Genomic DNA, 13200 nt, shown 5'->3' with positions numbered 1-13200 from the left:
CTTCTGTCGCGGAAGTTCCGACTCTACTTTGAGTAACGAGACATGTGTGATGAGCGGGCCCCGGATCGGGGAAAGGCGGTTCGCATGTTCGACATGGTGCGCAAGTACGCCGCCAGGCTGGGTACTTCCCCGCACGGGAAGGAACCCGCCGAACAGAAGCAGCGTGGGCACAACCTGTTCGAAGCCGCGGCCGCCTACGTTGCGGCCCGCGCGCGGGACGACCAGGACGGAGTCGAAGAGGCGTCGTCGTGGGTGTCACCGGAGGCACTCTCCTTCGGTGTGGGCGAGTTGGCGAGTCGGGCCGTGGTCGCTCTCGCTCGCGAGCGTTCCACGACCCCTCGGGCGGTGGCCCGGGATCTGCTGGGCCTGCCGGCGGACGGAGGAGACTCCTGACGACCAGAGGGTGTTTCGCCCCTGTCCGGCAGGAAAACCGCAGCTCCGCCCGGTGCGCGGACTCGTGACAAGCCTCTCCCCCGCGCACTAGGGTGCGCGCCGACGGACGAACCACTGGGGAGGCTGAGATGGCCGGGTCGGACGATGCACCCGTGTCTGCCGCTGACGAGGCGCTGTACGTATTGACGGCGGTGCTGCTGACACCGGCGCAGTTCCCGAGCGTGCTGGGTGACGACTATCCAGCGGCCTGCGCGGCGCTGGGCCTCCATCCGCTCGAGGAGGGGTACGGCCTGGTTCTCGGGCAGGACGGAGACGGAGCCCGGTGGACGGCCGTCATCAACGACGTGTCCCTGGTGGCGGTGGCGATCGCTTCCTGGGACTGCGGCATGGAGTACGAGCTGTCCCCCGACGAGCGCACGCTCGTGGCGGCGCTGCCCGGCTGGCCCCTGGCGCTGGCCGTCGCCGCACCCGACGTACCGGCCCCGCACGACCCGGCCACCGAGGCCACGGACCCACCTCCTCTCACCCCGCCCGACACCAGCACCTGGGGGCCGGCCCAGCGGCGGCTCGGCGCCGACGAGATAGCGCTCCAGTGGGCCGAATGGCGCGGACGGCTCGATGACGCCGACGTCCTGACGAACACGCAGGCTTCCGGAACCGAGGTCCCCGCCGCGGAGACCGAAGCAGCACCGCAGACCGTGACCGAGGCTGAAGGTACGGCCAAGCCCGGCCGTCCTGGCGTCCGCCGGGTGCTCGCGGAGGCACGCGCCTACATCGACGCCCCGCCGCCCCTCGGACGTGTTCGCTCGTCGTTCGCCCCCGGGGACGCGCGGACCTTGCGCGCCGACGGTCCCGGCTGGTCGATCGTGGCCCGCACCGACGACATCGCGTTCATCCTGCTCGACGCGGAACCCGGCGAGGTCATCCCCGTGGGACGGGGCCCGGAGCTACCCGGCCTCCTGGACGGGCTGGACAAGATCGCCGTACGTCCGCTGTGACTCAGCGCGAAGCGCCGCCCAAGGGCCTCAGCGGCCTATCTCCTTGCGCGCCACCCGGCGCAGCCTGCGCCGCTGGGAGGGGTCCAACGTCAGGTACGCCGCGGCGGGCACGCCCACGATGATCAGAAGCGCCGCCCACCAGGGCAGCCAGAACAACAGGATCAACCCGACCGCCACGCCACCCACGGCGATCTTCGCGTTTCTGGACATGAACTCCGCCTCCTACGTCACGACCCACTGCCGCTCTCTGCATGGGAAACGGTCCCCAGCGCCTCACGGTTCCGGCCGCCGCCCCTGAGACATCCCTGAAGCCGACCCTGAGGAACCCCTGAGACCCAGGTCGAAGGCCACCGCAGGACGCGCGTGACCCGCCGCTGCGGACTGGCCACGCGTGATCCCGTCAGCCGCGGGCGCCGAGCAGGTGGTCCATCGCCAACTGGTCGAGCCGCTCGAAGGCCATGCCCCGCGCCGCGGCGGAGTCGACGTCGAAGTCCTCGAAGGCCGAGCTGTCGGCCAGCAGGGCGTCGAGGCCGTCGGCAGCCGTGGGCTGGGCCAGCTCGTCCAGCCGCGACGCGCGCAGCGCCTCCTGCACTTCCGGGTCGGCACGGAAGGCGGCGGCGCGGTCCTTCAGGATGAGGTAATTGCGCATGCACCCGGCGGCCGAAGCCCAGACGCCGTCGAGGTCCTCGGTGCGCGGCGGCTTGAAGTCGAAGTGCCGGGGCCCCTCGTAGCCGGCGCTCTCCAGGAGGTCGACGAGCCAGAAGGCGGCCCGGAGGTCACCGGCCCCGAACCGCAGGTCCTGGTCGTACTTGATGCCCGACTGGCCGTTGAGGTCGATGTGGAAGAGCTTGTCCGCCCACAGCGCCTGCGCGATACCGTGCGGGAAGTTGAGCCCGGCCATCTGCTCGTGCCCGACCTCGGGGTTGACGCCGTACAGTTCCGGGCGCTCCAGGCGCTCGATGAAGGCGAGGGCGTGACCGACGGTGGGGAGCAGGATGTCACCGCGCGGCTCGTTCGGCTTGGGCTCGATGGCGAAGCGGATGTCGTAGCCCTGGGCGGTGACGTATTCACCGAGGAGGTCGAACGCCTCCTTCATACGGTCCAGCGCCGCCCGGACGTCCTTGGCGCCGCCGGACTCGGCGCCCTCGCGGCCGCCCCAGGCGACGTAGGTCTTGGCGCCGAGTTCGGCGGCGAGGTCGATGTTGCGGATCGTCTTGCGGAGCGCGTAGCGGCGCACGTCGCGGTCGTTGGCGGTGAACGCGCCGTCCTTGAAGACGGGGTGGGTGAAGAGGTTGGTGGTCGCCATCGGCACGGCCATGCCGGTCGCGTCCAGTGCCTGGCGGAAGCGCTTGATGTGGGACTCGCGCTCTGTCTCGGAGGCGCCGAACGGGATCAGGTCGTCGTCGTGGAAGGTCACGCCGTGGGCGCCGAGCTCGGCCAGGCGCTGCACCGACTCGACCGGGTCGAGGGCGCGGCGGGTGGCGTCGCCGAACGGGTCCCTCCCCTGCCAGCCGACGGTCCACAGGCCGAAGGTGAACTTGTCTTCGGGGGTGGGCTGGTAGTTCATGCCGCGGCTCCTTGATGCGTACGACTATTTCGTCATGGCCGTTTACAAATTAGTATGCGAAGGCGCCTCTGGAAAGAGACCCGATGTCCTCGACGCCGGGGCGCCATCGATGAACGGCGTCGCTGCCGGTCGATGACGCCGCGGAAGAGGGAGAGCCCGATGTCAGCAGCCGAGGGTCCGCTCGTCGTCGGTGTGGACACGTCCACCCAGTCCACGAAGGCACTGGTCGTCGACGCGTCCACCGGGCGGGTGGTGGCGAGCGGCCAGGCCGCGCACACGGTGACATCGGGCGTGGGGCGCGAGAGCGATCCGCGTCAGTGGTGGGACGCGTTGTGCGAGGCGCTGCGCCAGTGCGGCGACGCGGCGCACGAGGCGGCGGCGGTGTCGATCGGCGGCCAGCAGCACGGCCTGGTCACGCTCGACGCGCACGGCGAGCCGGTGCGTCCCGCGCTCCTCTGGAACGACGTCCGCTCGGCGCCGCAGGCACGCCGACTCGTGGAAGAGTTGGGCGGCCCGGACGCCTGGGCTGAGCGCACGGGCAGCGTGCCGGGCGCGTCGTTCACGGTGACCAAGTGGGCGTGGCTGGCGGAGCACGAGCCGGACGCGGTCCGCGCCACCAGGGCCGTGCGGCTCCCCCATGACTACCTCACCGAGCGCCTCACCGGACTCGGCACGACCGACCGCGGCGATGTCTCCGGCACCGGCTGGTGGGCGTCCGCGACGGAGTCCTACGACGAGGAGACCCTCGCGCACGTGGGACTCGACCCGGCGCTGCTGCCCCGGGTGGTGCGGCCCGGCGAGGTGGCAGGCACCGTACGCGACGGCCATGACCTGCCGTTCTCCAAGGGCACGCTGGTGGCGCCCGGTACGGGGGACAACGCTGCCGCCGCCCTTGGCCTGGGCCTGCGGCCCGGCACTCCGGTGCTCAGCCTCGGGACCTCGGGCACGGTGTACGCGGTCTCCAAGCACCGTCCCACGGACCCGACCGGCACGGTGGCGGGCTTCGCCGACGCGCACGGCGACTGGCTGCCGCTGGCCTGCACCTTGAACTGCACCCTCGCCGTGGACCGGGTCGCGGCCCTGCTGGGGCTGGACCGGGAGGCCGTGGAGCCCGGCACCTCCGTCACCCTGCTGCCGTATCTCGACGGTGAACGCACCCCCAATCTGCCCCATGCCTCGGGTCTCCTCCACGGTCTCCGCCACGACACGACCGCCGGCCAGGTGCTCCAGGCGGCCTATGACGGAGCGGTGCACTCGCTGCTCGGCGCACTCGACCTGGTTCTCGACGAGGACGCCGACCGCAGCGCTCCCCTGCTGCTCATCGGCGGCGGCGCCCGCGGCACCGCCTGGCAGGAAACGGTGCGCCGACTGTCCGGGCGGCCGGTACAGATCCCCGAAGCGAAGGAACTGGTGGCGCTCGGCGCGGCAGCGCAGGCCGCAGGGCTGCTGACCGGTGAGGACCCGGCGGCCGTCGCCCGCCGCTGGAACACGACGGACGGACGGGTCCTGGACGCCGTGGAACGGGACGACGAAGCCCTGAACCGGATCGCCGGGGTACTCTCCGACGCGTCCCCGCTGCTGGAGCGGGGTCCGGACTCCCTCTGACCCCGCACCCCTGGGCTGCCCAGAGGGTGGCGCACCAGATCCAGCAGCGAGCGACCGAACCACAAGCCGCTCACAGACCACGGACATCGAGGATCGACGGAGGCATGACCGCACCGCCGAACGACAGCCGAGGGACGGGGAGCGGACGCGCCCTGCCGGACACCCAGCAGGGCATGCGCCGCCGCAACCTGGCTCGGGTCATGCGCACCGTCAGCTCGGACGGCCCACTGTCGCGCGCCACGGTCGCCTCCCGCATCGGTCTCACGCGGGCGGCCGTGTCGTCCCTCGTGGACGAGCTGATCCGTTGGGACTTGCTAGAGGAACTGGGCCCCGAACGACCGAGCCGGGTGGGCCGGCCCGGCTCCGCGCTCGCGGTGAGCGGGCGCGGCCCGGCGGGGCTCGGGGCGGAGATCGGCGTGGATCATCTGGCGGTGTGCGCGGTCGACCTGCGCGGCGTGGTTCGTGCGCGGGCCCTGCGGCACGGCGCGCATCGCGGTCGCTCCCCCGAAGCCGTGGCCGAGGAATTGACCCCGCTCCTCCAGCAGGTCACGGCCGAGGTGGAGAAGGACGGCCTGTGGATCGCCGGGCTCGCGGTCGCCGTCCCTGGGCTGATCGCCCGCGACGGCCGTACGGTCGTGCGCGCCCCCAACCTCGGCTGGCACGACACCGACCTCGGTAGCGTGCTGCCCGGCGGGGTGCCACTGACCGTGGACAACGAGGCCAACTTCGGCGCGCTGGCGGAGCTGTGGCTCGGCGCCGGCCCGACGGCCGACTTCCTCCATGTGTCTGCGGAGATCGGCATCGGCGCGGCGATCGTCGTGAACGGGCAGTTGCTCCGTGGCACCCGTGGCTTCGCCGGCGAACTGGGCCATGTCCCGGTCCGGCCGGACGGGCCGCCCTGCCCATGTGGGGGTCGCGGCTGCCTGGAGCAGTACGCCGGAGAGGAGGCCGTACTGCGGGCGGCCGGGATCGAACCCCGCGAGAACGTGATGGGGGTGCTCGCGGAACGGGCCGAAGCGGGCGACGAGGACGTCCGCTCGGCGCTGGGTGAGGCAGGTACAGCGCTCGGCATCGCCCTGACCGGAGCAGTCAATCTCCTGGACCCCGAGACGGTCGTCCTGGGTGGCGCACTGGCGGCGCTCTCACCATGGCTTGTCCCCTCTCTGCAACGTGAGCTGCGCAGCCGCACAGCCGGTCCGGCATGTCCTGTCGCGGTTTCCGAGCTGGGGCCGGAAGGTCCGTTGCTCGGTGCCGCGCATTCGGTGGTACGGGCCGTGCTGGATGATCCGGCGATGGTGGCGGAACGGCCCTGACACTTCGGCGGATGCCCGTGGCGAAAGCCGCCACGCCCACCGACACCCGAAGTCCCTCGAACGGGTGGCCGAGATATCCACAATCCGCCAGTTGTCCACGGACTCGACGCTCACCCTTCTGCCCAACTCCCCCGCGCCGTACCGTGATTCACGCGAGCCGCAACCGCCGGACCTCAACGGCGGAAGTGCAGGCCGCACACCTGCTCAGCACCATCTGACACATGCACCGGGGGATACATGTACGCGGAATCGACCGGCGCACGACGCCACAACCGACACCACCACGACCATTCCCGGTTCCCGCTGACCGGAGCTGACACTGTGTCGGTCATACGTACAGGGTTTCGCTGAGCTGCGCGCGCCCCGCCCGTATCGGGGCAACGGCGCATGCCTGAGTGCCACCCAACTGCCGGCTGAGGCACGGCAGATGACACCCCCATACTGCTGAAGGGCAGCCGACGATGGAGACGAACCAGCCCCGTACCCACCTCACCCGACGCGGCATCCTCAAGGGCGCGGCACTCGCCGCGGTCCCCTATGCGCTCCTCCCCGGCCCACAGGCGGCCGCGCAGACGGCGGTCGACTACCCGCCCGGCGAATGGCAGCCCGCGAGCAGCGGGAACTACACGGTGTCCAGCCGGCCGGCGGCTTACAGGATCGACCGGGTGATCATCCATGTCACCCAGGAGACCTACACCAGCACCCTGGCCATCTTCCGGAACCCCGACAAGAAGGTGTCCGCGCACTATCTCGTGCGCTCGGCGGACGGCCACGTCGCCCAGTGCGTCCGGGAGGCGGACATCGCCTGGCACGCGGGGGACTGGGGTTACAACACCCGGAGCATCGGCATCGAACACGAGGGCTGGGTGGACCAGCCGGCCTACTTCACCAACGCGCTCTACGAGCAGTCCGCGAGACTCACGGCCGCGGTGTGCGACAAGTACGGCATCCCGAAGGACAGGGAGCACATCATCGGCCACTACCAGGTGCCTGGCACCGATCACACCGACCCGGGGGTGAACTGGGACTGGGTCCGCTACATCAGACTCGTCAATTTCTCCTGACCTCACGTCGGCCTGGTTGTCCGCAGCGGAGCCGCGCGTGACGATGGCCCAGTTGATTCCCTGGCAGGGAGGACGAGTTGACCGATCAGTGGGTGGCTCTGGAGCCGGGAGCCGACCCAGACGAAAGAGCGCGGGCGCTGCGCCGGGCGCATGAGACCTTCACGACCGTCGGCACCGTTCCGCGTCCGGTCCGGCCGGTGGTGGCCGAGTCCTGGCGGCGCAGCGCGCGGGCCGGCGTGGGGCCGGACGGCACCGCGAGCGTGGAGCTGACCGACGACGACCTCGGCGCATACCGCGCCGAGCATCCGCTGGCCCGGGTCATGCCGTTGGTCCGGGAGCTGGTGGGCACGTTCGCCGCCGACGGCTCGCATCTGCTCGCGGTGTGCGACGCGCACGGCAGGCTGATGTGGGTCGAGGGCCATCCGACGACGCTGCGGCGGGCGGACCGGATGAACTTCGTGCCCGGAGCGCGCTGGTCGGAGGCGGCTGTCGGGACCAACGCGCCCGGTACGGCGGTGGCGGTGGACCGGCCGGTGCAGGTCTTCGCTGCGGAACACTTCATAAGGCGGGTTCAGCCGTGGACCTGCGCCGCCGCGCCGATCCACGATCCGCACACCGGCCGGGTTCTGGGGGCCGTCGACATCACCGGAGGGGACGGTCTGGCACATCCGCACAGCCTGGGCTTCGTGCAGGCGGTGGCACGCGCGGCCGAGTCACAGCTCAGCCTGCTCACTCCGCCCCGGCAGGCGGAGGACACGGTCACGCTGAGCGTGCTGGGCCGGGACGAGGCGGAACTGCGTCCGGACGGCGGGCGCCGGATCCGGCTGAGCCGTCGGCACAGCGAGGTTCTCGTGCTCCTGGCCCGCCATCCAGAGGGCATGACCGGGGACGAGCTGCTGTGCGCGCTGTACGCGGACGAGTCGGTGACACCGGTGACCTTGCGCGCCGAGTTGGCCAGGCTGCGCCCGCTGCTGCCGCCAGGACTGCTGGCGTCCCGGCCCTATCGGCTCTCCGTGCCGGTCGAGTGTGACGCGGCCTTGGTGGAGCGGCAGTTGGAAGCGGGTTCACTCACGGCCGCCGTACGGGCCTATCGCGGTCCCCTCCTGCCGAACTCTCAGGCGCCGGCTGTGGTGCGGCTGCGGCATCGGCTCGCCGGGGCTCTGCGCACGGCACTGATCACCCGCGGCGACCCGGATCTGCTGGCGGACTGGGTCCACGCTCCGTGGGGTGAGCACGACCTGTCGGCCTGGCGGGCCCTGGCAGCCGTGCGACCGACCCCTTCGGTGCGGGCGCGCGTCGCGGCGCTGGAGGCCGAGCTGGCGGTGCCGGGGATACCGAGCCGGCGCCCTCAGATCCGTCAGACACCCTGGGTGACCAGCCGTGCAACATATTCGCAACGTCCGCCCGTCTAGCGTGCACGACGGGAGCTGCCCAATGGCGGGCAGCGCTGCACCGGGAGGCACACCAGCATGACCCGTTACGCGACGCCCGGCTCTGAGGGCTCGATCGTCTCCTACCAGCCGCGCTACGACCACTTCATCGGCGGGGAGTACGTGCCGCCGGCGCGGGGGCAGTACTTCGACAACCCGTCGCCGGTCAACGGGCAGCCGTTCACCGAGATCGCGCGCGGTACCGCGGAGGACGTCGAGCGGGCCCTCGACGCGGCGCACGCGGCCGCGCCCGCCTGGGGCCGTACGTCGGTGACGGTGCGCTCGGACATCCTGCTGAAGATCGCCGACCGCATGGAGGCGAACCTCGAGTCGCTGGCGGTGGCCGAGACCTGGGAGAACGGCAAGCCGGTCCGCGAGACGCTGGCCGCGGACATCCCCCTGGCCATCGACCACTTCCGCTACTTCGCTGGGGCGATCCGCGCGCAGGAGGGGTCGCTGGGCGAGATCGACGACGACACCGTGGCGTACCACTTCCACGAGCCGCTCGGAGTGGTCGCACAGATCATCCCGTGGAACTTCCCGATCCTGATGGCTGCCTGGAAGCTGGCGCCCGCGCTCGCGGCGGGCAACGCGGTCGTCCTCAAGCCCGCCGAGCAGACCCCGGCGTCCATCCACTACTGGATGAGCCTGGTCGCCGACCTGCTGCCGCCAGGCGTGCTCAACATCGTCAACGGTTTCGGGGCGGAGGCGGGCAAGCCGCTGGCCTCCAGTGCCCGGGTGGCGAAGGTGGCGTTCACCGGGGAGACCACGACCGGGCGGCTGATCATGCAGTACGCCTCCGAGAACATCAAGCCGGTGACACTGGAGCTGGGCGGCAAGTCCCCCAACATCTTCTTTGACGACGTGTGGGCGCACGACGACGACTTCCGGGACAAGGCTCTCGAGGGCTTCACCATGTTCGCGCTCAACCAGGGCGAGGTGTGCACCTGTCCTTCCCGGGCGCTCGTCCAGCGCGGCCACTACACCGACTTCCTGGAGGCGGCTGTGGCCCGCACCCAGCAGATCAAGCCGGGGCACCCGCTCGACACCGACACGATGATCGGCGCGCAGGCGTCCAACGACCAGTTGGAGAAGATCCTCTCCTACCTGGACATCGGCCGTCAGGAGGGCGCCAAGGTGCTCACCGGCGGCGAACGCGTCGAGTACGACGGCGAGCTGAAGGGCGGGTACTACGTCCAGCCGACCATCTTCGAGGGCGACAACCGCATGCGGATCTTCCAGGAGGAGATCTTCGGCCCGGTCGTCTCGGTGACCTCCTTCGACGACTTCGACGACGCGATGAAGCTGGCCAACGACACGCTGTACGGCCTCGGCGCGGGCGTCTGGACTCGTGACATCAACACCGCCTACCGCGCCGGCCGCACCATCCAGGCAGGCCGCGTCTGGACCAACTGCTACCACGCCTACCCGGCCCACGCGGCCTTCGGCGGCTACAAGCAGTCCGGGATCGGCCGGGAGAACCACAAGATGATGCTGGAGCACTACCAGCAGACGAAGAACATCCTCTGCTCTTACAGCCCTAAGAAACTTGGGTTCTTCTAGGCCGTCTATCTAAAACATGGACGGGCCGGACGAGGTGATGTCCCGGTCCGGCCCGTCCGTCAGCGGCTAAAGGTCGTCCATGGGCATGTCGTCCATGGCGCGACGCGAGGCGGCGAACGTTTCGGCGAGGCCGTCGGGAACGGTTCCCTGACATGACATCAGCCGGTAGCCGGGATGCGGGCGCTCGATGGTGCGGTCGAGGGTGGTGGTGTCCGCGTCGGCGAACGGCAAGCGGGAGCACCTCATGGTGAGGGCCTTCGTGAAACCGCGCGCCGACAGGAAGTGGTCGCCTGGCGATCCGACCTCGGCCTGCGCGATGACGCAGCGTCGGGTAATGGCCGCCCGCGCAAGATGCACGGCCGGGAACTCTTAGCCGCGCGTTTCTCGTAGCTACCCGCGCCTCCCACCGCTCTTTGAGTCTGAACTGTGGACACGACCAGTCACGAGATCGACGATAGGCGGATGTTCAGTACCCTCCTGGCCTTCCTCGGCGCTTGCACTTTGGTCGCGGCCTCGCCCGGCCCCAGTACCATGCTGATCATTCAGCAGTCCCTGCGCAGCAGGCGCGCTGGTTTGCTCACTGTGCTGGGCAACGAGAGCGGTGTCTTTCTCTGGGGTGTCGTCGCCTCACTTGGACTCACAGCACTGCTTGCGGCATCTCAACTGGCCTATGACGTCATGAGGATCGCCGGCGCCTCGGTTCTGATCATCTTCGGCGTCAAGACGCTGGTGCATGCCCACCGAGGGCAGGGCGAGGAAGCCGAACACGAGGCTCCGGCATACCGCACAGGATGGAATGCATACCGTTCAGGTCTGCTGCTCAACCTCGCCAACCCCAAGGCCGCGGTTTTCGCGATGTCCTTCCTGCCTCAGTTCGTGCCCGCAAGCGCGCCTCACCTTGCCACCATGATCGGACTGGCGGCCGTCTGGGCGGTGTACGAGATCGGCTATTACGGACTGTACGTATGGTTCGTCGGCCGGCTGAAGAAGGTCATTGCCCGAGCCAACGTACGCAAGCGGCTCGAACAGATCTCCGGCGGTGTCCTACTCGTTCTCGGCATCCGGATGGCCGTAGAAAGCTGACGGCCCCGTCCCCGGCCGCACGGGGCCGATGATTACCGGGTGTTGCAGGGGCGCCCGGCTCCCTCGTAACTGCTCCACCACTGCGCTCGGAGGCCATCTGCGCGTACAAGCTCTTCGACGGCCGCAGTCGCTGCACCTGCGGCGAGCGCGGCTGGGAGGCCTCGTCGGCCTCGCGCTCGACTGGGCCCTCTCCCCCGCCGGCGGCGACCTCGACCATCCCTGACTCCTGCCCACGCCCCCGCGTCGCCGTACCGGTCATGACTGATCCGCGCTCGGGCGCTCGGCCGGCCGGCCACGCATGCCCCAGCGTGGAAGCGCGAGGCGTGAGGGCGATGCCGCTCCAATGCCCCCACAGCCGCCCCGCGGGGGCCGTCTTCGTCTCGGCCCGGCCGGCCAGTTGCTCCTCCGGCTGATGCGGGTCGCCACGCCGACGTCACGGGCGGAGCATGGGCCGTGACTGCCGGGCGGGACGCTCAGCGCGTCGTCTCGTACCTGGTCAGGATCACGCCGCACGGAAACGCCCGCGTCTCCACCAGCTTCAGGTTCACCCAGTTGTCCAGCGCGGTGAAGAACGGTGTGCCGCCGCCCACCAGGACCGGCGCGGTCACCAGCACGTACTCGTCGATCAGCCCGGCCCGCATGGCCTCACCGGCGAGCGTCGCGCCGCCGATGTCCATCGGGCCGTCGCCCTCGGCCTTGAGCCGGGTGATCTCGGCGACCGCGTCGCCGGCTACCAGGCGGGTGTTCCAGTCGACCTCGTCGATCGTCGAGGAGAACACCACCTTCGACATGTCCCGCCAGCGGCGCGCGAACTCGATCTCCGCGGGGGTCGCGTTGGGCTGCTGGTCGCCGGTCGGCCAGTAGGAGCTCATCGTCTGCCACAACTTGCGCCCGTACAGCGACAGGTCGGTCGCCTGCACCCGATCTGACCAGAACTGGAACAGCTCGTCACTCGGCACGCTCCAGCCGATGTCGTCGCCGGCAGCGGTGATGTAGCCGTCCAGGGTCAGGTTCATGCCGTAGGTCAATTTCCGCATGGCGTCAGCCTTCCGGGAGTCGGTCGCACACGCACGGACCGGCGCGGCACGGGAAACTCATCGGTGCGCGATCTGAGACTGGCAGGGGGCACGGTGATCTGACGAATGCCGAGCGGTAACGGCTGCGGCCGTTCCCAGATCCCGGCTGTCCAGACCTGGCCTGGGACGGCCACGCAAGAAGCCAGACAGCCTGACGGCCGACAAGGCTTACCGAACCGTCTCCATCCGCGCGTGCCTGCGGCGGGGGAAATCCCACACCGTCCCGGAGAAGTCCGACTACCAGGCCGCCCGCCTGGACAAAGGCGCATGTGGCGGACGAGCGCCCTGCTTCGATGAGGACCGCTACAAGAAGCGCAACACCGTCGAGCGGGCGAGCAACTGCCTCAAGCAGTCCCGCGCGGTCGCCACTCGCTACGACAAACGCGGCCACACCTCCTCAGCACCGCCACCGCGGCGGCCCGCCGCCAAAGTCGCCCACGATCCGGCCCTAGAGCGTGTCTCCTTATTGTTTCCCGCCTTCGGGTGGTTTGCCGTGTTGGGGCGCATCTTCAGAGCTTCGGCAGTGTTGCCTGGTGGTCCGGTCGATCTGCGGTCCGGCCCGGTCGTCGCCGCAGGAGGCCGTCGACCTGAGTCGGCCGTAGCAATCACTAAATAAAGGAGTCATCCATGGGAACCCTGTCCTCCGGCGTCTATCGAATCGTCGGCTGGCCCGACGCCACCGGCCCCGAGGCGCGGGTCCTCACAGCCGGGGAAAACGGTGTGACCGTTATGGCTCCCGGGGCTGCGCCGGAACGGGAGCAAGAGTTCAGCGTGGAGGTCCGGGAGGACGGCACTTGCGCCATCCAGGTTCCCGCCCGGCTCTTCCCCTCGCGTTCCCTGAGTTACAAGGAGCCGGAGAAGGGCGAGAGGGTGATCTTGGGGCCGTTGAGTGACTTCCCCACCCGTGAGTGGAAGGTCGAGCCGGCCCCGCAGGTGCCGCAGCCGGCCCCCTACTTCATCCGTGTCCCCGACAAGGACCTGCATCTGGTGGTGTCGTCGAAGACGATCTTCCCGCCTGAGCTCGAACTGGCGCCCTCCGACTCCGCCCTCCAGAACGCCTGGGCGCTCCTGCCCGTCGAGACGGATTAGCCACCTGACGCCCGGATGA

12 protein-coding genes and 1 pseudogene are annotated in these 13200 nt (G+C 69.9%); 9 read left to right on the top strand and 4 right to left on the bottom strand.

What is annotated here, in order from left to right; genetic code table 11:
* Positions 1–84: 84 nt before the first annotated feature.
* Positions 85–393, top strand: a complete 309-nt coding sequence (locus tag ACZ3HQ_RS20630; RefSeq protein ID WP_467512880.1) for a hypothetical protein — start codon at positions 85–87, stop codon at positions 391–393.
* Positions 394–521: 128 nt separating this feature from the next.
* Complete coding sequence (locus ACZ3HQ_RS20625) at positions 522–1391, top strand: hypothetical protein (RefSeq protein WP_467512878.1); 870 nt, start codon at positions 522–524, stop codon at positions 1389–1391.
* Positions 1392–1418: 27 nt separating this feature from the next.
* Here ACZ3HQ_RS20625 and ACZ3HQ_RS20620 read toward each other — a convergent pair whose 3' ends face one another.
* Positions 1419–1601, bottom strand: a complete 183-nt coding sequence (locus ACZ3HQ_RS20620) for a hypothetical protein (RefSeq protein WP_467512877.1) — start codon at positions 1599–1601, stop codon at positions 1419–1421.
* 190 nt (positions 1602–1791) lie between these two features.
* Complete coding sequence (gene xylA / locus ACZ3HQ_RS20615; RefSeq protein ID WP_130335433.1) at positions 1792–2958, bottom strand: xylose isomerase; 1167 nt, start codon at positions 2956–2958, stop codon at positions 1792–1794.
* Positions 2959–3117: 159 nt separating this feature from the next.
* On the opposite strand from xylA, the gene xylB reads away from it, so the two are divergent.
* From xylB to adh, 5 genes are all read left to right on the top strand, one after another.
* Entirely contained in the window at positions 3118–4563 is a 1446-nt protein-coding gene (gene xylB, locus ACZ3HQ_RS20610; protein WP_467512875.1) for a xylulokinase, read from the top strand.
* A 104-nt stretch (positions 4564–4667) separates the two neighbouring features.
* Complete coding sequence (locus tag ACZ3HQ_RS20605; RefSeq protein WP_467512873.1) at positions 4668–5876, top strand: ROK family protein; 1209 nt, start codon at positions 4668–4670, stop codon at positions 5874–5876.
* A gap of 461 nt (positions 5877–6337) precedes the next feature.
* Complete coding sequence (locus tag ACZ3HQ_RS20600) at positions 6338–6940, top strand: N-acetylmuramoyl-L-alanine amidase (RefSeq protein ID WP_467512871.1); 603 nt, start codon at positions 6338–6340, stop codon at positions 6938–6940.
* A gap of 77 nt (positions 6941–7017) precedes the next feature.
* Positions 7018–8352 (top strand): GAF domain-containing protein, encoded by a 1335-nt coding sequence (locus ACZ3HQ_RS20595; RefSeq protein ID WP_467512869.1) that lies wholly within the window; start codon positions 7018–7020, stop codon positions 8350–8352.
* A 57-nt stretch (positions 8353–8409) separates the two neighbouring features.
* On the top strand, positions 8410–9933 hold the full coding sequence (adh, locus tag ACZ3HQ_RS20590) for an aldehyde dehydrogenase (RefSeq protein ID WP_467512867.1): 1524 nt from the start codon (positions 8410–8412) through the stop codon (positions 9931–9933).
* A 72-nt stretch (positions 9934–10005) separates the two neighbouring features.
* Here the strand turns inward: adh and ACZ3HQ_RS20585 are convergent.
* A pseudogene (locus ACZ3HQ_RS20585) lies at positions 10006–10263 on the bottom strand (GNAT family N-acetyltransferase); the annotation flags it as partial.
* A 132-nt stretch (positions 10264–10395) separates the two neighbouring features.
* Here ACZ3HQ_RS20585 and ACZ3HQ_RS20580 point away from each other — a divergent pair.
* Positions 10396–11016, top strand: coding sequence for a LysE family translocator (locus ACZ3HQ_RS20580; protein WP_467513534.1), 621 nt, complete (start codon positions 10396–10398; stop codon positions 11014–11016).
* A 473-nt stretch (positions 11017–11489) separates the two neighbouring features.
* Here the strand turns inward: ACZ3HQ_RS20580 and ACZ3HQ_RS20575 are convergent, their stop codons facing one another.
* Positions 11490–12053 (bottom strand): dihydrofolate reductase family protein, encoded by a 564-nt coding sequence (locus ACZ3HQ_RS20575; RefSeq protein WP_467512865.1) that lies wholly within the window; start codon positions 12051–12053, stop codon positions 11490–11492.
* 666 nt (positions 12054–12719) lie between these two features.
* On the opposite strand from ACZ3HQ_RS20575, the gene ACZ3HQ_RS20570 reads away from it, so the two are divergent.
* The gene (locus ACZ3HQ_RS20570; RefSeq protein ID WP_467512863.1) at positions 12720–13181 is read left to right on the top strand and encodes a hypothetical protein; all 462 of its coding nucleotides are present in this window, start codon (positions 12720–12722) and stop codon (positions 13179–13181) included.
* The last annotated feature ends 19 nt before the right edge of the window (positions 13182–13200 follow it).

It is taken from the genome of Streptomyces sp. NPDC018263, from assembly GCF_055562575.1.
This window is presented reverse-complemented; position numbering and strand designations above follow the sequence as displayed.

Excerpts from the sequence above, each read along its gene's own strand:
- ACZ3HQ_RS20570 (WP_467512863.1), top strand. The coding sequence starts at position 12,720 with ATGGGAACCCTGTCCTCCGGCGTCTATCGAATCGTCGGCTGGCCCGAC.
- ACZ3HQ_RS20625 (WP_467512878.1), top strand. The coding sequence starts at position 522 with ATGGCCGGGTCGGACGATGCACCCGTGTCTGCCGCTGACGAGGCGCTG.
- ACZ3HQ_RS20575 (WP_467512865.1), bottom strand. The coding sequence starts at position 12,053 with ATGCGGAAATTGACCTACGGCATGAACCTGACCCTGGACGGCTACATC.
- ACZ3HQ_RS20605 (WP_467512873.1), top strand. The coding sequence starts at position 4,668 with ATGACCGCACCGCCGAACGACAGCCGAGGGACGGGGAGCGGACGCGCC.
- xylA (WP_130335433.1), bottom strand. The coding sequence starts at position 2,958 with ATGAACTACCAGCCCACCCCCGAAGACAAGTTCACCTTCGGCCTGTGG.
- ACZ3HQ_RS20580 (WP_467513534.1), top strand. The coding sequence starts at position 10,396 with ATGTTCAGTACCCTCCTGGCCTTCCTCGGCGCTTGCACTTTGGTCGCG.
- xylB (WP_467512875.1), top strand. The coding sequence starts at position 3,118 with ATGTCAGCAGCCGAGGGTCCGCTCGTCGTCGGTGTGGACACGTCCACC.
- adh (WP_467512867.1), top strand. The coding sequence starts at position 8,410 with ATGACCCGTTACGCGACGCCCGGCTCTGAGGGCTCGATCGTCTCCTAC.
- ACZ3HQ_RS20600 (WP_467512871.1), top strand. The coding sequence starts at position 6,338 with ATGGAGACGAACCAGCCCCGTACCCACCTCACCCGACGCGGCATCCTC.
- ACZ3HQ_RS20630 (WP_467512880.1), top strand. The coding sequence starts at position 85 with ATGTTCGACATGGTGCGCAAGTACGCCGCCAGGCTGGGTACTTCCCCG.
- ACZ3HQ_RS20620 (WP_467512877.1), bottom strand. The coding sequence starts at position 1,601 with ATGTCCAGAAACGCGAAGATCGCCGTGGGTGGCGTGGCGGTCGGGTTG.